At 41.4% G+C, this 19895-nt stretch carries 22 protein-coding genes and 1 pseudogene; 20 read left to right on the plus strand and 3 right to left on the minus strand.

Features of this window, described 5'->3' with window-relative positions:
• Positions 1-102: 102 nt before the first annotated feature.
• The 5 genes and pseudogenes from BLO53_RS06385 to BLO53_RS06410 form a co-directional block, all read left to right on the plus strand.
• A pseudogene (locus BLO53_RS06385) lies at positions 103-729 on the plus strand (IS5 family transposase); the annotation flags it as partial.
• A 438-nt stretch (positions 730-1167) separates the two neighbouring features.
• Positions 1168-2145, plus strand: a complete 978-nt coding sequence (locus BLO53_RS06395; RefSeq protein ID WP_092059801.1) for an alpha/beta hydrolase — start codon at positions 1168-1170, stop codon at positions 2143-2145.
• Positions 2146-2184: 39 nt separating this feature from the next.
• Positions 2185-2631, plus strand: coding sequence for a flavodoxin (locus BLO53_RS06400; protein WP_092059803.1), 447 nt, complete (start codon positions 2185-2187; stop codon positions 2629-2631).
• Between the two features lie 25 nt (positions 2632-2656).
• Complete coding sequence (locus tag BLO53_RS06405) at positions 2657-4048, plus strand: MATE family efflux transporter (RefSeq protein WP_091757570.1); 1392 nt, start codon at positions 2657-2659, stop codon at positions 4046-4048.
• Positions 4049-4182: 134 nt separating this feature from the next.
• Complete coding sequence (locus BLO53_RS06410) at positions 4183-4722, plus strand: glutathione peroxidase (protein ID WP_091757572.1); 540 nt, start codon at positions 4183-4185, stop codon at positions 4720-4722.
• A 415-nt stretch (positions 4723-5137) separates the two neighbouring features.
• Here BLO53_RS06410 and BLO53_RS06415 read toward each other — a convergent pair whose 3' ends face one another.
• Positions 5138-6505: a dihydrolipoyl dehydrogenase family protein gene (locus BLO53_RS06415; RefSeq protein WP_091757577.1), complete on the minus strand. Its 1368-nt coding sequence runs from the start codon at positions 6503-6505 to the stop codon at positions 5138-5140.
• A 137-nt stretch (positions 6506-6642) separates the two neighbouring features.
• Entirely contained in the window at positions 6643-7188 is a 546-nt protein-coding gene (locus tag BLO53_RS06420; RefSeq protein ID WP_091757579.1) for a TetR/AcrR family transcriptional regulator, read from the minus strand.
• Positions 7189-7411: 223 nt separating this feature from the next.
• On the opposite strand from BLO53_RS06420, the gene lon reads away from it, so the two are divergent.
• The 14 genes from lon (at position 7412) to BLO53_RS06485 (ending at position 17691) form a co-directional block, all read left to right on the plus strand.
• Positions 7412-9685, plus strand: coding sequence for an endopeptidase La (gene lon, locus BLO53_RS06425; RefSeq protein ID WP_092059805.1), 2274 nt, complete (start codon positions 7412-7414; stop codon positions 9683-9685).
• A gap of 171 nt (positions 9686-9856) precedes the next feature.
• Positions 9857-10258: a flavodoxin family protein gene (locus BLO53_RS06430; protein ID WP_092059807.1), complete on the plus strand. Its 402-nt coding sequence runs from the start codon at positions 9857-9859 to the stop codon at positions 10256-10258.
• Between the two features lie 118 nt (positions 10259-10376).
• Positions 10377-10910 (plus strand): flavin reductase, encoded by a 534-nt coding sequence (locus BLO53_RS06435; protein WP_092059809.1) that lies wholly within the window; start codon positions 10377-10379, stop codon positions 10908-10910.
• Between the two features lie 29 nt (positions 10911-10939).
• On the plus strand, positions 10940-11380 hold the full coding sequence (locus tag BLO53_RS19150) for a hypothetical protein (protein ID WP_176757190.1): 441 nt from the start codon (positions 10940-10942) through the stop codon (positions 11378-11380).
• Positions 11380-11817 (plus strand): hypothetical protein, encoded by a 438-nt coding sequence (locus tag BLO53_RS06445; protein WP_092059811.1) that lies wholly within the window; start codon positions 11380-11382, stop codon positions 11815-11817. The genes BLO53_RS19150 and BLO53_RS06445 overlap by 1 nt, the downstream gene beginning before the upstream one ends.
• A gap of 53 nt (positions 11818-11870) precedes the next feature.
• On the plus strand, positions 11871-12149 hold the full coding sequence (locus tag BLO53_RS06450; RefSeq protein WP_091757556.1) for a type II toxin-antitoxin system RelE/ParE family toxin: 279 nt from the start codon (positions 11871-11873) through the stop codon (positions 12147-12149).
• Positions 12150-12166: 17 nt separating this feature from the next.
• On the plus strand, positions 12167-12463 hold the full coding sequence (locus BLO53_RS06455) for a HigA family addiction module antitoxin (protein WP_074891508.1): 297 nt from the start codon (positions 12167-12169) through the stop codon (positions 12461-12463).
• Positions 12464-12591: 128 nt separating this feature from the next.
• Positions 12592-13146, plus strand: coding sequence for a GNAT family N-acetyltransferase (locus tag BLO53_RS06460; protein ID WP_091757558.1), 555 nt, complete (start codon positions 12592-12594; stop codon positions 13144-13146).
• A gap of 10 nt (positions 13147-13156) precedes the next feature.
• Positions 13157-13288, plus strand: a complete 132-nt coding sequence (locus BLO53_RS19780) for a hypothetical protein (protein WP_255363884.1) — start codon at positions 13157-13159, stop codon at positions 13286-13288.
• Positions 13285-13863: a TetR/AcrR family transcriptional regulator gene (locus BLO53_RS06465; RefSeq protein ID WP_092059813.1), complete on the plus strand. Its 579-nt coding sequence runs from the start codon at positions 13285-13287 to the stop codon at positions 13861-13863. Before BLO53_RS19780 ends, BLO53_RS06465 begins: the two co-directional genes overlap by 4 nt.
• A 188-nt stretch (positions 13864-14051) precedes the next feature.
• On the plus strand, positions 14052-15071 hold the full coding sequence (locus tag BLO53_RS06470; RefSeq protein WP_092059815.1) for an NAD-dependent epimerase/dehydratase family protein: 1020 nt from the start codon (positions 14052-14054) through the stop codon (positions 15069-15071).
• Positions 15072-15099: 28 nt separating this feature from the next.
• Positions 15100-15456, plus strand: coding sequence for a dihydropteridine reductase (locus BLO53_RS06475; protein ID WP_092059817.1), 357 nt, complete (start codon positions 15100-15102; stop codon positions 15454-15456).
• Positions 15456-16991, plus strand: coding sequence for a hypothetical protein (locus BLO53_RS06480; RefSeq protein ID WP_092059819.1), 1536 nt, complete (start codon positions 15456-15458; stop codon positions 16989-16991). The genes BLO53_RS06475 and BLO53_RS06480 overlap by 1 nt, the downstream gene beginning before the upstream one ends.
• 34 nt (positions 16992-17025) lie before the next feature.
• Positions 17026-17691, plus strand: coding sequence for an SDR family NAD(P)-dependent oxidoreductase (locus BLO53_RS06485; RefSeq protein WP_092059821.1), 666 nt, complete (start codon positions 17026-17028; stop codon positions 17689-17691).
• Here the strand turns inward: BLO53_RS06485 and BLO53_RS06490 are convergent.
• Positions 17645-18400, minus strand: coding sequence for a helix-turn-helix domain-containing protein (locus tag BLO53_RS06490; RefSeq protein ID WP_092059823.1), 756 nt, complete (start codon positions 18398-18400; stop codon positions 17645-17647). The genes BLO53_RS06485 and BLO53_RS06490 overlap by 47 nt on opposite strands.
• Positions 18401-18516: 116 nt before the next feature.
• On the opposite strand from BLO53_RS06490, the gene BLO53_RS06495 reads away from it, so the two are divergent.
• Positions 18517-19881, plus strand: a complete 1365-nt coding sequence (locus BLO53_RS06495) for a glycoside hydrolase family 53 protein (RefSeq protein ID WP_242875320.1) — start codon at positions 18517-18519, stop codon at positions 19879-19881.
• Positions 19882-19895 lie beyond the last annotated feature (14 nt).

The following is a 19895-nucleotide window of genomic DNA, read 5'->3' on the forward strand; positions in this document are numbered from 1 at the left end:
TGAAACGATATTTAGGGAAACGCTGATTAATTCAGCCACAATCAAGCGTTGCGCTCCGATCTTTAGTATAATATAGGTATCAATTGAAGGGGGCTGATACCTATGAAACAACTCACAATGGCTGATATTGAATACTCCAATCGCAAGAAGAAAACAAAACGAGAGGAGTTCCTTGATGCCATGGAAGAAATCATTCCATGGTCACAATGGGTGGAGTTGATTCGCCCCTATTATTTCAACAATACACGTGGTCGCAAGCCAATTGGTATAGAGACCATGCTCCGTATGTACCTCATGCAGACCTGGTTCAATCTGTCTAATGAGGGCATAGAGGATTCCATATATGACAGCTATGCAATGCGTACATTTATGCACATTGATTTTTCAGAACAGCAGGTTCCGGATGCAACAACTCTTTTAAACTTTAGGCATATGCTTGAAAAACATAAAATCGGTGAAATGATATTTGCCGATGTAAACAGGCGTCTTGATGAAGCAGGTCTTGTAATGCATGGCGGAACAATTGTTGATGCAACCATTGTTGCTGCTCCTAAATCAACAAAGAACCAGAATGGAAAGCGTGATCCCGAAATGCATCAGACCAAAAAAGGAAATGAATGGTATTTCGGAATGAAAGTTCATGCCGGTGTTGATGCAGGTACCGGTTATGTTCATACGATTACAGGTACTGCAGCAAATGTACATGATGTTGCTGAAACCGCTAGCATCTCTTGAACAGCATCTTTAAGTTCACCACTGAAATCGTTAAGATCTTCGGTGGTGATTACTTTTTTTCTTAATCATAGTAGCAATATTCCAAATGGATTCTGATTTACTGATTTCAAGTAAGACCCAAGGGTTCTTTTTGTCTTTTTCGATACGATCTTCCAAGGTCCAGAACTTATCAGATGCCGGTTTTGGACTATAAAGTAATTTAGAATATTCTTTTATCAGCTTTTCCATATAAGCTTCTTATCAATAAATATCATTTGTGAAAAAAATAAATTTAAAGGAAAGCCCGGACACGAAAAAACATAAATTGCAATCAATTTAATTGCATTTAATTTAAAATGTGATATGATAATACCGTAACAGAAAACAGTTTCAATTCGTGAGTGCACCGGATAAGGCTTTGCACGCAGGATAACTGGAGGATATTACGATCACATGAATAAGAAGAATAAATTATCAAAAATAATAAAGTGGGTAGTAGCCATTGTGCTCATTGCTTTTGTGGCACTTGATATTTTTGCAGGCAACTACCTTGTTACATTTGCAATTTCACGTTCTACAGCATCCGGAATAGCTGTTGCACCGACTCCAACGACTTCTGACGATACGAAGAACACGGTTGACCGGGTATGGAAGGAGATAAGCGAGTTAACTAACAACTGGGTCGACAGTTCAGCAAAAGAGGTTGTCTCTATCAGTTCTTCTGACGGCTTAAATCTGGTCGGTGATGTTTTTACCACCGATGCTAACAGCCATAACTGGGTCATTGCAATACATGGTTACACAGGTAAGCGTCAGCATATGTATTCCTATGCAAGATATTATGCTGAGCAGGGCTACAATGTTCTTACCCCGGATATGCGATCCCATGGAGACAGTGAAGGTAAATTCATTGGAATGGGATGGCTCGACAAGGAAGATGTAAAACTCTGGATCGATCATGTACTTGGCATCGATCCTGATGCGCAGATAATTCTCCATGGAGTATCCATGGGAGGCGCAACTGTTATGATGACATCAGGAGAGGATCTTCCGCATAATGTAAAGGCAATAATCGATGACTGCGGATACACTTCAGTATGGGATGAGTTTACTGATGAGGCCAGATATCTTTTCAATATCTCGCAGTTCCCGATCCTTTATACTGCCAGTGCTATTTCCAAGATAAGGGCAGGATATACTTTCCAGGAAGCCTCTGCTCTAGAGCAGGTCAAAAACACCTCGATCCCCATATTCTTTATACATGGCGAAGAGGATAACTTTGTAAATACAAGAATGGTCTACAGCTTATATGATGCTTGTAACTCTCAGAAAGACCTCTATGTGGTCGAAGGAGCCGGTCACGGACAGGCACTGTATATGGACCCTGACAAGTACTTTACAAAAGTTTTTGGATTTATAAATTCACTTTGATAACAAATAAAATGATCGAACAGATAGGAGGAAACAAAGATGAGTACATTAGTTACATTTTTTAGCGCAGAAGGAACAACCAAAAAAGTGGCAGAGGAGTTTGCTCAGAAGATAAATGCAGATATCTTTGAGATTGTGCCTGAGGAACTGTACACAAAGGCTGATATCAACTATATGAATCCCCTTTCAAGATGCAATAAAGAGCAGATTGGGAAAAAAGATGTCCCCGTTAAAGGAAAGGTTCAGGACTTCGATAAGTACGACACCGTATATGTCGGTTTCCCTATCTGGTATGCTGCAGCACCAAGAGTAGTCTACACTTTCTGCAAGGGATATAACTGGGAAGGCAAGAAAGTATATGCCTTTGCAACATCAGGCGGAAGCGGAATAGGAAAGACTGCAGAAAGACTTGAGGAGTACGTTAAGGGGGCTGCATCTGTAGAGGCAAAGCTTATACATAGCGCTGATGAGATCGTGAACTGGTAATTGTAAGGAATAAGGATGGCACGATATGAAATATAAATCTTTTAAAGCTGTTGATATGACTGTGGGGGCGCCATGGAAGCAGATACTTAAATTTACTATACCTATGCTGCTTGGAAATGTTGCCCAGCAGCTATACAGCACTGTAGACAGCATTATTGTTGGAAGATACGTTGGCGATAATGCTTTGGCTGCAGTTGGAAGTGCGGCTCCTATTCTTAATCTTCTGTTGGTTATGTTTATAGGTGTAAGTATTGGTGCGACGATAATGGTTGCTCAATATCTGGGAGCCAAAAACAGAGACGCTCTGTCCTGGACAATAGGAAACTGTTTCACTCTTATCTTTATTGCGTCAGTTTCAATGACTGTGATCGGAGTCATCATAGCAAGACCGATGTTATCGTTACTTAGAACACCTGAGAGCATTATTGACTGGAGTGCAAGTTATCTTAGGATACTGTTTCTCGGTTCGATCGGACTGGGCTTTTATAATATCTTAAGTGGTGTCCTGAGGGGACTTGGAGATTCGGTTTCTGCGCTGGTTTATCTTATCATTTCAAGCGTGATCAACATTGTATTGGATATTCTTTTTGTGGCGAGATTCAACATGGGCGTGTCCGGTGTTGCTCTTGCTACGATAATCGCGCAGGCATTTTCTGCCATATTATGTATCAATCGTCTGAGAAAAATGGGCGATGTATTTGATTTTGGAATAAAGTTTTTTAAATGGCAGGGAAACTATGCGGGACAGATAATAAGACTTGGATTCCCTTCCGGAATCACGCAGGCTATCTTTTCCATGTCTATCGTCCTGGTGCAGTCTCTTACTAATACCTTTGGTGAGCAGCTTATCACTGCAAGTGTGATCATACAGCGTGTGGATGGATTTGCAGTGCTTCCTATTTTCTCTTTCGGATCGGCTCTGACAACTTATGCAGGTCAGAATATCGGTGCGGGAAATAAGGAAAGAGTTGAACAGGGTTCAAGACAGGGCCTTTTGCTGTCGCTGATCTTTTCTGTAGCGATAGTGGCAGTCATCCTTACGTTTGGCAGGGGCCTGATGGGAATATTTACAGATACAGAGGAACTCGTTGATCTTAGCATGCACCTTATGAGGATTCTGGCAGGCGGTTATCTGTTAATGGCTATCATTCAGTCCCTTACCGGTGTAATGCGTGGTGCGGGAGATACAGTGACACCTATGTGGATATCTATCATCGAGACCTTTTTCCTCAGAATGCCGCTGGCCTACATTATGGTATATATGACACGTTCCGCGGCTAATCCACTTGGCGATCGCGACATGATCTATTGGTCACTTCTTATAGCCTGGATCATTGGTGCGATCATGAGTATTGTGCTGTACAGATATGGAAAATGGAGAAAGATAGGACCTGTCAGCCAGCAAATTTCCGATTAATAAACTGTCGGGGCTTGATTTTTGACGATATATTATTATAATTAAAATTGTACACAATTAAATATTGCGAAATGCAGCATTGCATTCGAACAAATAATGAGCAGATTAATTAAAAAGAAAAGGAGAATGAAACAATGATCTACGATTACACACTTAAGACCGGAACCGGCGAAGAGCTTAATCTTGCTGATTACAAGGGAAAGGTAGTTATGGTGGTCAACACAGCTACAGGATGTGGCTTTACACCTCAGTATGCACCTATTGAGCAGATGTATACCAAGTACCACGAGAAAGGTCTTGAGATAGTTGATGTTCCCTGTAACCAGTTTGGAGGACAGGCTCCCGGAACAGATGACGAGATCCATGAGTTCTGCACACTTCATTACAACACAACCTTCCCTCAGATGGCAAAGGCTGATGTAAATGGTGAGAACGAGCTTCCTCTTTATACATATCTTAAATCTCAGAAGGGATTTGAGGGATTCCAGGAGCATGAGTTCAAGGCGCTTCTTGAGAAGATGTTTGCTGAAGCAGATCCTGAATGGGATAAGAAGCCTGACATTAAGTGGAACTTCACTAAGTTCATTATTGACCGTGAGGGAAACGTTGTTGCAAGATTTGAGCCTACAGCTGATGTAAAAGATGTTGAGGCTTGCATTACATCTTTGCTTTGATAAAAAAGTAGAATTCTGATAGCTATTTTTAGATGGGTCAAGAGACTTTTATCCTGTTGTTATGGATGAGGGCGCAACACTGCAGCTTCCTTATTACATCACAGCATATCCGACTACATTTATAATAAATCCGGAAGGCTATGTCCTTGGCTACATCCCCGGTAGCATGACAAAAGAAATAATGGAAGATGTGATAGATCAGGCGAGAAAATGAAAATATCTTTTCATAAGAGAGAAAATCAGGTAGGATTATGAGATATAGATTTTTTTGAGAAGGTATTTGATAATGAATGAAAATATTTGGGAAATATTACATAAACCTGACACTGTTGTATTGGCAGACTATATTGCTTTTTATGGGCAATGTAGTCTGCCAAATTTATTAAATGACAATAGTGTCAAAATAATCAATTATTCACGCGTCATCCCTTGCGCTGTGGAGCATAGGTGCGAGCATCTCTACAAGACCGTCTGTCTGTGTCGGGAATGCCCAGATCGTACCCATGATCATTTCCATAGTCATTCTGCCATTGATGATCATTGTAATGATGTTGATCATTTCGCCGGCCTGGTCACCGTAGAGCTCGGCTCCGACAAGGTATTTATTCTTGTCGAGAATAACGGTAGCTTCGGCGTCAGTCTCATTTCTATATTCAAAGGCAAGAAGTTTTCCGTATTCCACCTTGGCAACGGTATATTTATCAGGTTCCTTCAGGGCCTGATTTACTGTAACACCGGCAGCAGCAATTCTTGGAAGCGTAAATACTACATTTGGAACAGCCGGGTACTGGATAGGCTGTGGTGCGCCAAGAATAGCGAGAGCAATGTAATTTGACTCGAAGGTTGCAGTAGGAGTGAGCCTTGGAATCATCTTATCAACCACGTCACCGCTGGCATATACGTTAGGTGCTGTGGTGCGCATATGGTCGTCAACCTTGATGCCTCTTGGGCTGTACTCGATTCCGGCATTCTCAAGGCCAAGTCCTTCGACATTAGCTCTTCTTCCTGTAGCAGCAAGGATGTAGTCCGTTGTAACTGTCAGGCCGGAAGCGGTCTTGGCGATATATTTCTCACCGTCTTTTTCTACAGAAGCTAAAGACTCACCAAAGTGAAAATCAACACCTGCAGCCTTAAGCTTATCCACAACTCTTGCAGAATATTCCTCGCTATATGCTAAAAGAGCTCTGTCCGCAAATTCAATTACGGTTGCTTTAACGCCGAACTGTGTAAGGAGCGAAGCAAACTCCATCGAAATAATACCTGCTCCAATGAAAGCAATATGCTCAGGCAGTTGTGGAAGATCCAATATCTCGCGGCTTGTATGCATATACTCTTTTCCCGGAATATCAAGCTTGAAGTCATTCTGGCCTGTGCAGACAACGATATTTTCTGCAGTAACAGTCTTGTCTCCAACTTTTACCGTATGATGATCAACAAACTCAGCACTTCCTCTGATGATGGTAAAACCGGCATTTGTGAGCAGGCCTGTCATGGCATTTGCAAGAGGATCGATTACCATGTGCTTATATCCCATAAATTTGGGCCAGTCCATCTTAACATCGGCACTGAGTCCAAAATCCTTGTATCTTTCAAGAGCGGAGACCAGCTCAGCCGGTCCATCCAGGAGAGCCTTGGCATCGCATCCATAGTTGGTACATGTTCCGCCTGTCAAATCCCTTTCTGCAAAAGCAATCTTTTTCCCGGCTCCTGCAAGAATAAGAGCGCCATGCCATGCAGCATGACCGGTACCGATATATAGAACATCATAATCAAAATTAGCCATTTTTTTACCATCCTTTCATCAGTGCTGTAGTGACTAAACATGCTAATTAGATTGAGCACAATTAAAGTACAATATATTCCTTTAATAGTCAACAAATAAATGATAAAAAAATGATAAAAAAAGTGAGTGGGGGTGAGTCAAAACGCCCCACTAAACAGTGAATAAATTATCCCCTCAAGCCGTTCACAAGTGATGGCATTTCTGTTCTTTACATAATGCTTGGCAATAGTAGTAAGTCCCGAAGCAATGAAATCCAGGGCAAGATCCCGGGGAATCTCACCGGCGTCATCATTGCTGACCTCTGAATCAGTGTAATGCTTAAAACCGCAAAAAAGAGTCTCCTGCAGGAGATAGGTTATGTTATTCTTTTCAAGAAGCTCGATGAAATCGCCCTTTTGAACAATAAAGGATGAAAATCCTTTACTGAGCTCAGAAAGAGTTGGTGTTCCGCAGCAATTACACTCTTTTTCCGGGTTAAAAGCGTATTCCTTGGACAAAATGAAGGCGACAATATTCTCTTTTGACGAGAACAGAGAATAGAAAGTCTGCCTGGAAACACCGGATTTCTTGCATATTTCACTGGCGGTAATTTTGGAGTATTCTTTTTCTTTTAATAAATCATAGAAGCCCTCTGCGATGGTGTTCTGTGAACAAAGAGCTGTTTTATTGCATCCCTGGTACATAATCTTTTCCTCTGAGAGTTACATTGTTTGAGTGAGTCATTGGGGGCGTTTCGTGAGTCACGAAAAACTTAACGTTGACACTTGTCAATGTTAGTGCTATTATCATGTAAATATCTTAGACAAGTGTAAATGTTTTGTAAAGCGTTCAATGATGATCTGCTTTATTTTTTTACCAAAGGATTAGCACTCATCTCATAAGAGTGCTAACAAAAGGAGGTTAATTATGATAGTAGTTCCTGTATACAATAAACAGCTTATTTCAGAGGGAAACCTTTATTTTCAGACTGATGAGTTCAAGAACCTTGGCGGAAGAGCGGTTCAGGGTGAGAAGGTAGTTCTTTTGCAGAATAAGAGCTTTCAGAAGAGAAACGAGATGACGGAGGATAATTTTTATCCTATCGGCGCATCGGGAATTCTGAGTACCATCAGTCCGGACGGATACATTGTTGTCAAGGTAAATAACCGTGTGAATATCGATGAGATTGCCATTGATCAGAGGCACAACATTGAGCTTAGCATTTCAAGAAGGCCGGATACGGAGCCTGCCAACCCGGAAAAAGAGATGGAGGTATTGCGAAGACTCAAGGAAGAAGTCAAGGAATTGTCTTCAAGATTCCAGTATGTGGGCTTTTTCAATATGATGATAGACAACATGAATACTGTAGGTGAGCTGACTGCGGCGGTTTCATATTGGATGAAGAACAGTAATGACGACAAGTACAGGATTCTAGCGGAAGACAGCGCTGCCACCCGTCTTGAGCTCATGGAAAAAGCTGTTGTTGAGTTCGTGGAAGTGGCCAAGGTCACCACAGATGCGGCCACAGCGCAGGAGCAGGAATATAAGGACATGTACCGTGAGTCCGCCATCAAGAAACAGATGGAATATCTGCAGAAAGAGCTGGATGAGATGCATCCCGAGAATCAGACAGATGTTCAGAAGTTCGAGGAAAAGATAAATGAAGCCGGTATGAATGAAGATGCAGAGAAAGAAGCCAGAAAGGTTCTGGACAGGCTTAAGCAGGAGGGCAAGAACAGCCCTGAAACCGGCATGCTGTATGACTATCTTGATTTTGTGACAGGTCTTTCCTGGAAGAAGCAGGAGGCTGAGTTCATAGACCTCTCGGAAGCTGAGAGAATTCTGGATGAGGACCATTACGGTCTTGATAAGGTAAAAAAGCGTATTGTTCAGCAGATAGCTGTTATGAATCTTAAAAAAAAGCAGTCAGGCTCAATCCTTTTGTTTGTGGGCGCTCCCGGAACAGGCAAGACCAGTATCGGCAAGAGCATTTCAAAGAGCCTTGGAAGAGAGTACGTTCGTGTAAGCCTTGGAGGAATCAGGGACGAGGCTGATATCAGAGGACACCGCCGCACATATATCGGTGCCATGCCCGGAAGAATCATGGATGCCATAAACAAGAGCGGAGTAAGCAATCCTGTTATGGTACTTGATGAGATCGACAAGCTTTCCCAGTCCTATAACGGAGATCCCGCAAGCGCGCTTTTGGAGGTACTTGATCCGGAGCAGAACAACACTTTTACCGATCATTACATGAATGTGCCCTACGACCTTTCAGACGTAATGTTCATCTGCACCGCCAACAGCGTGGATACAATCCCTGAGCCGCTTTTAAACAGAATGGAAGTCATCAACTTCACAGGCTACACTCCTGATGAGAAGCTCAAGATCGCGAGAAAGCATCTTTTGCCAAAATCCATGGCATCTATGGGCATATCATCAGATAAACTTGAGGTGTCTGATGAAGTGCTTGAGACCATAATTGAGGAATATACGAGAGAAGCCGGCGTCAGAGGACTCAGGAAAAGAATTGATTCCCTCTGCAGAGGCGCTGCCGTACTCATATCAAAGGGCGGTCAGGACAAGCTCTCCATAACAAAGGATCAGCTAAGAACAGACCTTGACATGAGACCGGTTCGAAGAGAAAACGTTCCTGATAAGCAGAAAGCAGGCGTTGTGACAGGAATGGCCTGGACAAGCGTCGGCGGAGAAATCCTTTACATCGAGACACTGTTTACCAGAGGCAAAGGAAATATCATAATCACCGGTAAGCTGGGAGATGTGATGAAGGAGTCAGCGCAGATTGCTGTGAGCCTTGTGAAATCTCTTTTCCCGGAAAAAGCCAAAATGTTCGAGGAAAATGACCTTCACATCCATGTTCCGGACGGGGCAGTGCCCAAGGATGGCCCATCTGCCGGAATAACCATGACCACAGCAATAGCATCACTTCTTACAGGCAATGATGTTGACCCAAGGATCGCTATGACCGGTGAGGTGTCCCTGCGAGGCCTTGTAATGCCTATCGGCGGCCTTCCTGAGAAGCTCATGGCAGCCCTTAGAAGCGGTGTTAAGACAGCTTTTATTCCTTATGAGAATGAGCAGGATCTGGTAGACGTTGCGGATGAGGTAAAAGAGAACCTTCAGATAATCCCCGTTAAAACCGTTGAGGAAGTATTGAAAAGAACCGGTGTCATCGAATAAAAAGGTTATTTTGGAGAGATAATCTGAGCTTATGGAAAAATATCGCCAAGACCGGCAGATACACTGAGGAGAAGCCTCATAAATAATGATAAATTTGACCTCTTGAAATTGATGATGCATATGATACAATCATATTGCGCAAAATATATAATTTCAAAGAGGTTTTTTGTTATGGATATAGCAGTAAGATACTGTTCTAAGACTAAATTTGGGAATACAAGGAGAATTGCAGAGGCAATAGGTGATGGGATTGGTGTAAAGCCAGTCAGCATAGCTGATGAACCAAAGCTCAAGGAAAAAGTAGATATTCTTTTTCTTGGTGGAGCTCCATATGCAAATATCATGGCTCCCGAGCTTAAAGAATATGCGGAAGAGATTGATTCTAAGATGGTTTCAAAGGTAGTCCTTTTTACAACTTCAAACTGGTCAAGAAGAACAGTTCTGGCGCTTAAGAAGATGCTTAAGGGGAAAGGGATAACCGTCTGTGAAGGCTATTTCTATGCGCATATGCTTAATATAGATGGAAAGCTTGAAGCAGCAAAAGAATTCGGGAAAAGGATGATTGAGAAATAGTAAGCATGTTCTCCAGGGGCGTAGTGACCATGAGCTTGATTCCAAAGGCTTTGACCAGAGCAGAAAAGCTTCTGACTGGCTCAAGAAGTTATTGTTTTGAATTATGGAGGGTACGAAAATGAAGGAAAAAATCAATGTAACTGATTATGCGGGTCTTATTACAAAGGCACTTCCCAAGGGAATCCTTTTAAATACCAATGCTGATAAGTTCAACACAATGGTAATAGGCTGGGGACATCTTGGAACACTATGGAATAAGCCAACCTTTCATGTGTATGTCCGTCAGGGAAGATTTACCAAGGGACAGCTTGATAAGGCTGGCGAATTCACAATCAGCGTTCCACTTGAAAATCCGGATCCTCAGATAAACAAGATCTGCGGATGGCAGTCAGGCGTTAATATCGACAAAGTGAAAGAGGCAGGAATTGAGCTGGTGGATGCTGATACCATCAAGACTCCTGGTGTTAAGCAGTATCCTCTGACTATCGAGTGCAAAGTCCTGTATGCGCAGGATCAGGACCTTTCAAAGATTCCTGAAGATATAAGAGAAAAGACATATCCTCAGGATGTGGACGGGACATATCCCATGGCTAACAGAGATTTCCACACCATGTATGTTGGTGAGATAGTTGATGCGTATATCATCAAATAAAGAAGTTGGCAGATAAGCAGGAGGGAAATATGTTAAAAGTATATGGAAGTGAGATGTGCCCGGACTGCATTGAGTGTAAGTACAATCTGGACAGAAACAACATAGAATATGACAATATCGATATCACAAAGAGCCTTAAGGGTCTGAAGGAGTTTCTTAAACTGCGCGATAAGGATGAGGTTTTTGACGATGCAAAGGAAGCCAAGAAAATGGATAAAGAGTTCACTCTGGCAGATCTTCCTACCTTTGCAGATGTGAATGAAGTCCTTGTAGAGTACAAGATCAAGGAATCACCGGCTCAGATAAGAGCCCGTCTTGGCAAGATGTTCAATGAGGCAGTCAAGAAGGGAACTGCCAAAGGCGTTGAGAGAGCAACAACTATAAAAGACGGCGAAGAGCAGCTCAAGTTCTATTGCCGAGCTGCAGTGTATGTCAACAAATTGAATCAGATTAAAAAGGGTGATAAATAATGTGGGATGAAGATGAGTTTTTCTTTAATAGACACGATAGCGCATCAGACAGTGTTTCAAGCAGTGCCGCCGGCGCTCTGGGAGGTCTAGCTGCTATTCCGATAGCCTTGGTCCTTTCAGCTGTTGGTATTCTAATTATGAGGATTGATATCCTCAATGCAGCCAGTGCTGGCTTTATTCCATTATTCCTTACTCGTAACATGGGATTGGATTCAAAAACGTGTCTGATTATATATGGGGTAACTGTAATTGCTACGCTCATTCTTGAACACTGTTTTACTGTTGCCAAGATTTTGGGAAGTATTATAGGCTGCTTGGTTGTCGCTTTTCTATGCTATGAACTTAGTGATGTGACACCTATGAACACACGGCTGACAATTACTGGTGTTGGAACAGTTATAACTATTTTGCTTAATATCAGATTCTGGAAAAGGTAAATAATAAAGAAAGGAAGTTTGACACCTGTAACGTTACAGGTTATAATAATGACATGATAAAATCGTTTGCACATAAAGGCTTAAAAGACTTCTATGAAACTGGTTCAAAGAAGGGAATTCAGCCAGATCATGCACCGAAATTAGCGAGAATGCTTGACCGATTGGATGCCAGCACCAGTGCTCAAGATATGAATTTGCCTGGGTATAGATTGCACCCACTAAAAGGTGATAAGCAGGATATGTGGTCTGTTACTGTCAATGGTAATTGGAGAATGACTTTTTACTTTGAGGGTCAGGATGCATTTCTTGTAGACTACATGGACTATCACTGAGGAAGGAGGAAAAATACATGACTAGAAGACCTACACATCCAGGAAATGTATTCTTGGAAGATGTTATGAAACCTTTGAATCTCACAGTTACCGATGCAGCGAGAATGCTAGGAGTAAGTAGAAAAGCATTGTCAGAGTTTGTTAATGAGAAAGCTTCTCTTAGCCCGGAAATGGCTATAAGGATAAGCAAGGCAACTAATACATCTCCAGAAAGCTGGATGAATATGCAGCAGAAACTGACGCTTTGGACAGCACAACAAAATGAACCATCAAATGTAATACCTTTTCCTTTGGACGCAGTAAAAGAGGGATGATTGTAATAGCTCTGGAATCAAGATTTGATTAGTTGATGTCCGGGGCTATTTTATTTTTGTCTGAAAAAAGGTATGATAATCCATAAGTTGTCGGAAAAGATGATAGGGAAAAGGGAAAGTAGGATAAGATGAAGCATTGCGGGACACAGACTATCGAAACAGAAAGACTTATACTGAGGCAATTCAAGAGTGAAGATGCCGATGCCATGTTTAAGAACTGGGCAAATGATGAAGAAGTAACTAAGTATCTGACTTGGCCACCTCATGGAACGGTGGATGTTACAACAGAGATTTTAAAACAGTGGGTGGATTCATATAAGGATGAAAAGTACTATCAGTGGGCTATTGTTCTAAAAGAAATAGATGAACCAATAGGAAGTATCTCTGCAGTTGGTATGAAAGAGAGTATAAACATGATTCATATCGGATACTGTATCGGAAGGTGCTGGTGGAATCAGGGTATTACATCTGAAGCATTAAAAGCAGTCATAGATTTCTTTTTTGACAAGGTGGAAGCAAATCGCATCGAATCAAGGCATGATGTTAATAATCCACACTCCGGTATGGTCATGAAAAAATGTGGAATGAAGTACGAAGGGACACTCCGTAGCTCAGATATTAACAACCAGGGACTTAATGATTCCAGTTGGTATGCAATTCTAAGATCAGACAGGCTTTTATAAGAAGACTGGAATGAAAAAGGCTGTTGAAGTAATGAAATACAACCACATAGAATGGACGGAATTTGAGGAATACAAAGATGAAAGAGGAGCTGACAAAACTTCTCGGAAACAGAGATGTGGAGATCGTTATAGAAAAATATGAATAAGAATGAGAGCAAATATTTTAAATCAGCAGAGAAGATGCATAATGCGTTGATAACACTCCTTGATAGTAAGGGCTTTGAGTATATTACCATTAAGGAAATATGTGAGACTGCAGGAGTAAACAGATCAACATTCTATCTTCACTATGATAATGTAAATGATCTTCTGCAGGAAACTGTGGAAGCCGTATATAAAGATTTCTTTGGCTGCTTCGGTGCCGAGGGTGCTGAAAGCTTTGATATAGATGATAAAGACGATGAGAAACTGTTTCTTGTTACCCCGGGATATCTGATGCCATATCTGAATTTTGTAGAAGAGAACAGGAAACTCTTTTACCTGATGTATGAAAAGAATGAGATGATGGGCGCCGAAAAAATCTATGAGACATGGTTTAAGAACATATTTGGGCCCATACTTACAAGGTTCGGAGTTCCTGAAAATGAGCAGCCGTTTATAATGGTCTTTTATCTTAAGGGTATTATCGGAGTTGTCACTGAGTGGGTACGAGGGGGATGCGCCGAGTCCAAAGACGAGATCATAAGCGTTATACAGAAGTGTATCATCAAGCCATAGAGCAGTAAAAACAGTATATCGGACTTACAAATCAACACTTTTTACAAAACGTGTCGGGACCTGTGTTCCTTAAATCAACACATTTTGCAAAAAGTGTTGTTCTTTTTGCAGGCTCATTTTTCTATAATGACTTCAAGCTCAAAACAGAGAGCAAGAAAACAAATTGAAAATAAGAGAGGAAAAGATAAATGAGCCAAACAAATAAGATGTATCTGGTAACAGGAGCAGCAGGATTTCTTGGAAGCACAGTCTGCAGAAAGCTTGTTGATAGAAACGAAAAAGTAAGGGCATTTGTCCTTGAAGGTGATAAGTCAGCCGCATATCTTCCGGAAGAAGTAGAAATCGTATACGGAGATCTTTGTAATAAAGATGACCTGGAGAGATTCTTTGAGACGCCTGAAGATACAGAGGTGATCGTGCTCCACATAGCAAGCATCGTAACAGTTAATCCCGACTACAGCCAGAAAGTCATGGACGTAAATGTCGGCGGGACAGAAAATATCATAGAGATGTGCAAAGAGCACAATATTTCAAAGCTCGTTTATTGCTCATCAACAGGAGCAATACCTGAGGAAGAGAAGGGAAGCATAAGAGAATGTGAGGGTTCGATCCCGCTTGATCCTGAGAGAATCAAAGGCTGCTATTCATTGTCAAAGGCTATGGCAACAAATGTGGTGCTCAAGGCTGCAAAGGAAGGGCTTAATGCATGTGTGGTTCATCCTTCAGGAATCCTCGGACCTGAGGATTTTGCAATGGGTGAGACCACAAAGACTCTGGTTGATATCATCAATGGTGAGATGCCCGCCGGAATTGACGGAAGCTTTAATCTGTGTGATGTAAGGGATCTGGCTGACGGACTCATTGGAGCAGCGGATAAGGGAAAAAGCGAAGAGTGCTACATTCTTGGGAATGAGCCTGTCAGCTTTAAGGATTTTACAAAGCTTGTTTCAGAGGAGAGCGGATGTAAACAGATGAAGTTTTTTTTACCTATATCAGCAGCAAACTTCATTGCAAAGATACTTGAGAAAAAAGCCAAAAAGACAGGAGAAAAGCCTCTCATGACAACCTTCTCCGTTTACAACCTTGCAAGGAACAACCGCTTTGATTCAAGTAAAGCAAGTAAGGAACTTGGTTATACTACAAGATCATACAGAGAGACCATACGTGACGAAATCAGATGGCTCAAAGAAACAGGAAAAATAGCGTAACTATAGAAGGAAAAGGAGATAAAAAGAGATGAACGATTTAGATAAGGTTTATGCAGAAAGCGTAGCAAAGGATTACATGCCAAAGGAGACAAACAAGGTCAGACAACTAAAAAAACTTGATGAGAGAGCAAAGCTCCCTGCATTTGTAATAGCCATGACACTTGGAATAATTGGAACTTTGATTTTTGGTACAGGAATGTGCTTTGGACTTAGCGTCTTTGGAACGGGAGCGATTTTTATAGTCATTGGGGTGCTTCTTGGAATAGTAGGCGCTGCAGTCTGCATTATCAACTACCCTTTATACAAGAAGCTTCTTAATAAGGGTAAGGAAAAGTATGCCTTTGAAATTCTGGAACTTGCTAAAGAGATAACAGGAGAAGCATAATGACTGAAAATAAGAATGTAGAAACAATACTTAAGAATGGTGACAAGGCTTTGTCTGGAATGCCTTATTTATACAGATCCAAGGGCCTTCCAAGTGAGGTTTATGATGTCAGGATGAGGGAAGGCATAAATGGTGAACTTCTGAAACTGGCGATAGCAGACGCTGTCATCAGATACCCTTACTTTGGCGTCAGATTCATAGAAAAAGATGGAGATTTCTATGCGGTAAGGAATGAAATGAAGCTTGAGGCACATCACAAAGATGGATTTATCCCACTGGGCGGACATAGTAACAACTATCATCTCATGGGAGTTACATATTGGGAAAAGAGCCTTAAACTCTCTTTTCATCACGGACTTACAGATGGAAGAGGTGCAAAGACATTTCTCGAGACATTGCTCAGATTCTACAGTGATTATAAAAATGCTGACATGGGTGAATATGAGCAGATAAGAGAAGAACACCACTTGCTGGCATCTGAACTATCGGTAGCCGAACTAACTGATCCGTGTGAAAAGAAGTACGAGCTAAATGGAAAAAGCATGAAGATTGAAGGCCTGTCCGACAAGGGATATAAGCTTCCTGAAACAAAGAACAAAGATGATCATAGGCGTTATGAGATCAGTTTTTCACAGAAGCAGTTTATGGATGCCTGCAAGAGCATCGGCGCATCTCCGATCACATATCTGAGCATACTGATGAGCAGAGGGATAAAAGAGATTTCTTTAGACTGTGATAAGACTATAGTAAGTAATTTCCCTATGGACGCAAGACATATATTAGGTTGTGATGACACCTTCAAAAACTGTGTTAAGAGTATGACTCTGCCTTACGGAAGAGAAGAGGAGAACCTTTCAGACAGTGAAATAGCTGCGAAATATAAAAGGCTTCTCAATGCCCAGAAAGAGCATGATCACTGTGCAAAGGAATTTAATAATATCAATATGCTTCTGAGTGTCATAGGACATTTTCATTCATTTGCAGGAAGACAGAAACTCCTTGGATTCATGGAAAATCTTGCTCTGGACACTTATCTTATAAGTTACATAGGTCAGTTTGATATGCCGGGTGAACTTGTGGATGAGGTACACCTGTATTCAAACTGTTCAAGCGGTCTTGTGCTCAATATGACATGTCAGAGTGGGAAATTTATCATTGATCTGACACAGGATTTTTCGACTGACAAATATGTAAATGCACTTAGGAAGCAGTTTGAAAAGGCAGGAATAGATCTGGTAGTATCTGATGAGATCATATTTGAAACGCCATTTGATGAACTTTCAGAAATCATAACATCACCGGCAGACACTGGGGAACAGGTAAGAGACTGGCTTGATAAGTTTGTTGCTGCTGCAAAGGCCTCATCGCAGGCTGCAAAGGAACGTGCAGAAGCGGCCAGAAATATGAGCCCTCAGATTACTGCGCTATATTATGATGCTGCATCAGGCACAATGAAGAGCTTTGATCCAACTAAGAATACTCAGGAAGAGATGCAGAAACTAGTGGAAAATGCCCCCTCATTGTTTATTTCGTAAATATTCAATAAAATAAATTCAGGAGGATATATAAATGAGCGATGTATGCGTAGTAACAGGTGGTGGCAGTGGTATGGGGCTTTCAGCAGCTCTTCAGATGCCAAAGGATAAGATAATAATCGTATCAGGAAGGACTATCTCCAAGCTTGAAAAGGCTGTGAAACAGCTAAAAGAAGGTGGGCATGAAGCATATGCCTGCACATGTGATACGTCAGACCGGGAAAGCGTAAAAAAGCTGGTGGAGTTTGCGACTTCAAAAGGAACTGTCAGAAATGTTATCAATGCAGCGGGAATGTCGCCGAACATGGCAAAGCCTGAACCGCTTCTCAGAGTTAATGCGCTTGGTACAGTTTATATCAATCAGGAGTTTTCAAAAGTGATGCCAAGGGGCAGCGTTATAGTGGATATCTCTTCAAATTCTGCATATGCATTACCGAAGATCCTCCTAAATAAAAAGACCTTTGCCCTTGCTGAAACAGATGAAGCAAAATTCATAGCAAAGTGTATCAAAACAAGTAACCTTGCCAAAACGGATTATCAGAAGTCAGGCTTTGCTTATGCTCTTTCCAAGAGCTTCGTTGTCTGGTATGCACAGAAGTGTGCTTTTGAGTATGGGCAGAAAGGAATCCGTGTGTGCTCTCTAAGTCCAGGACTTATTGCGACTGATAGTCAGTATTCTCTAATAATCTTTTGGCTGTAGACAGCCTTATATCTAGAACGTATTGTAGAGGAGTAACACCGGTTAATGCCTTGAACTTATTGAAAAAGGCATTTTTACCGATGTTATTTTCTTTTAAGTATGTTTCTATACATATCTGATCATGGTAGTGCTCATGAAAATAATCTGTGGCATGTTCAATCTCGAGACGATCTGTTGCAAGTATACTGTGTTCGCCATTTCTATTTATTCTTCCCATAAGGATTAAGATTTGCATGAAAAGGATAGCTGTTTGTGTGGCATAGAAGTCCCTTTTTAATTGCAATTCAAGAATGATCTTATTAAAAAGTTGGACATACTCACCACTTATGCCTACAGACAGAACTCTGTCATCCGGTTCAAGCCCATGTTTTCTAAGCAGATCATCTATATCAGCACCAGAGAAATGAATCCAGTATACAGTTGGCTCATCGTTACCATAGTAAATATAATTCTGTGTTTCTTCAGGGCGATAGATTACTATGTTTCCTGCAGAGACAGTCACATTATTGGTGCCTTCAAATATAAAATGACCGCAGCCGGAATGAATATATATGAGCTGATAATCCAGCCTCCCCTTTGGCCTGAAGGTTGGCATCTCCTTTTTGGTAATTAGTTTATATGTTCCACAGCTATTGATCCATAAAGGTACGCTTTTGTTTATATAGCCTTCCTGAATATCTTCTTGATAATTTCCGTAGTTTATATACATATGAGCTCCAATTGGTAAGAATGTGCATATATTATACACCTTTGTTCATGTTTTTTATCACAGATAGTTGATAGAATGCTTATTAGGTCATTTTATATGCAATAGGGGAGGTAATGATGAAAGGAAAGAGTTTTTGTTCGCTGATTATGGCTACAGTTATGATACTGGGAGTTTTAAATGGATGTGGAAGTAATGATGAGAATGCTGTAAATGAAGCCGGCGCAAGTGAGCAGGAAACAACATTAGTCACAGATAGTGCGGAGGCCAGTGAAAATTCTAGCGAGGAAACTATCGAAATTGAAACGAAGGAGTCGGAAGTGGAAACATGGAAAACAGCAATTGATGGACTGCCAGATGATTTTATTTTCGGAATGGATGCTTCGTCACTTCTTGTAGAAGAAAAGAGTGGTGTCAAATACTATGATTTTGAAGGCAATGAGCAGGATCCGCTCAAAACATTTGCTGATTCTGGAATAAACTATATCCGTCTCCGTGTGTGGAATGACCCATATGATGAAAATGGCAATGGTTATGGCGGAGGAAACAATGATCTTCCTACAGCAATAGAACTTGGGAAAAGAGCTACTGAATACGGAATGAGAGTTATGATTGACTTCCATTATTCTGACTTCTGGGCTGATCCTAAGCGACAGCATGCTCCAAAGGCATGGGAAGGCATGAGTGTAGAGGAAAAATCATCAGCACTTTATGACTTCACTAAAGATAGTCTAACACAGCTTTTGGACGCCGGTGTTGATGTTGGAATGATTCAGATTGGAAATGAGATCAATTATGGAATGTCCGGTGAAACCAAGCTGGAAAATGTAATAGAGCTTCTTAAATCCGGAAGCAAGGCTATCCGCGAGGTTTCGGAAGATTATGAAAAAGACATTGATATTGTTGTTCATTACACAAGAATCACAGCGAAGGGAGATGTCCTTACCCTTGTAGAGAAGCTTGTTAATGCGGAACTTGATTTCGACATGATAGGAATGAGCTATTATCCTTTTTGGGATGGTGGCATGGATAATATGAGCCGCGTTCTCGAACTTATCCAGGAGAGATACGGCAAGAAGGCCTTTTTGGCTGAAACGTCTTATTGCTATACTACTGAAGATGGTGATGGATCTGGAAATAGTCTTACAGAAAAAGATCTTGTGGATGGATATCCTGCATCGCCTGAAGGCCAGGCAACCATTCTTCATGATATTTGCCAGTATGTAACTAATGTTGGAGGAATAGGAATATTCTATTGGGAAGGCGCATGGATTCCTGTAGGACCTGCCAGTGCGGATAATTCAGCAATATGGGAACAGTACGGAAGTGGCTGGGCAAGCAGCTATGCTTCTGATTATGATCCTGAGGATGCAGCTGTATATTATGGTGGATGCTCATGGGATAATCAGGCATTCTTCGACTTTGAAGGACGCCCACTGGAATCAATAAATGTGTTCAATTATATGAAAAACGGGGCTGAATAATTGTACTTTGAATG

The organism is Butyrivibrio sp. INlla14 (genome assembly GCF_900102515.1).
Classification (GTDB): domain Bacteria; phylum Bacillota; class Clostridia; order Lachnospirales; family Lachnospiraceae; genus Butyrivibrio.

Coding starts and splice junctions, on each gene's coding strand:
- BLO53_RS06395 (WP_092059801.1), top strand. CDS start 1,168: ATGAATAAGAAGAATAAATTATCAAAAATAATAAAGTGGGTAGTAGCC.
- BLO53_RS06400 (WP_092059803.1), top strand. CDS start 2,185: ATGAGTACATTAGTTACATTTTTTAGCGCAGAAGGAACAACCAAAAAA.
- BLO53_RS06405 (WP_091757570.1), top strand. CDS start 2,657: ATGAAATATAAATCTTTTAAAGCTGTTGATATGACTGTGGGGGCGCCA.
- BLO53_RS06410 (WP_091757572.1), top strand. CDS start 4,183: ATGATCTACGATTACACACTTAAGACCGGAACCGGCGAAGAGCTTAAT.
- BLO53_RS06415 (WP_091757577.1), bottom strand. CDS start 6,505: ATGGCTAATTTTGATTATGATGTTCTATATATCGGTACCGGTCATGCT.
- BLO53_RS06420 (WP_091757579.1), bottom strand. CDS start 7,188: ATGTACCAGGGATGCAATAAAACAGCTCTTTGTTCACAGAACACCATC.
- lon (WP_092059805.1), top strand. CDS start 7,412: ATGATAGTAGTTCCTGTATACAATAAACAGCTTATTTCAGAGGGAAAC.
- BLO53_RS06430 (WP_092059807.1), top strand. CDS start 9,857: ATGGATATAGCAGTAAGATACTGTTCTAAGACTAAATTTGGGAATACA.
- BLO53_RS06435 (WP_092059809.1), top strand. CDS start 10,377: ATGAAGGAAAAAATCAATGTAACTGATTATGCGGGTCTTATTACAAAG.
- BLO53_RS19150 (WP_176757190.1), top strand. CDS start 10,940: ATGTTAAAAGTATATGGAAGTGAGATGTGCCCGGACTGCATTGAGTGT.
- BLO53_RS06445 (WP_092059811.1), top strand. CDS start 11,380: ATGTGGGATGAAGATGAGTTTTTCTTTAATAGACACGATAGCGCATCA.
- BLO53_RS06450 (WP_091757556.1), top strand. CDS start 11,871: ATGATAAAATCGTTTGCACATAAAGGCTTAAAAGACTTCTATGAAACT.
- BLO53_RS06455 (WP_074891508.1), top strand. CDS start 12,167: ATGACTAGAAGACCTACACATCCAGGAAATGTATTCTTGGAAGATGTT.
- BLO53_RS06460 (WP_091757558.1), top strand. CDS start 12,592: ATGAAGCATTGCGGGACACAGACTATCGAAACAGAAAGACTTATACTG.
- BLO53_RS19780 (WP_255363884.1), top strand. CDS start 13,157: ATGAAAAAGGCTGTTGAAGTAATGAAATACAACCACATAGAATGGACG.
- BLO53_RS06465 (WP_092059813.1), top strand. CDS start 13,285: ATGAATAAGAATGAGAGCAAATATTTTAAATCAGCAGAGAAGATGCAT.
- BLO53_RS06470 (WP_092059815.1), top strand. CDS start 14,052: ATGAGCCAAACAAATAAGATGTATCTGGTAACAGGAGCAGCAGGATTT.
- BLO53_RS06475 (WP_092059817.1), top strand. CDS start 15,100: ATGAACGATTTAGATAAGGTTTATGCAGAAAGCGTAGCAAAGGATTAC.
- BLO53_RS06480 (WP_092059819.1), top strand. CDS start 15,456: ATGACTGAAAATAAGAATGTAGAAACAATACTTAAGAATGGTGACAAG.
- BLO53_RS06485 (WP_092059821.1), top strand. CDS start 17,026: ATGAGCGATGTATGCGTAGTAACAGGTGGTGGCAGTGGTATGGGGCTT.
- BLO53_RS06490 (WP_092059823.1), bottom strand. CDS start 18,400: ATGTATATAAACTACGGAAATTATCAAGAAGATATTCAGGAAGGCTAT.
- BLO53_RS06495 (WP_242875320.1), top strand. CDS start 18,517: ATGAAAGGAAAGAGTTTTTGTTCGCTGATTATGGCTACAGTTATGATA.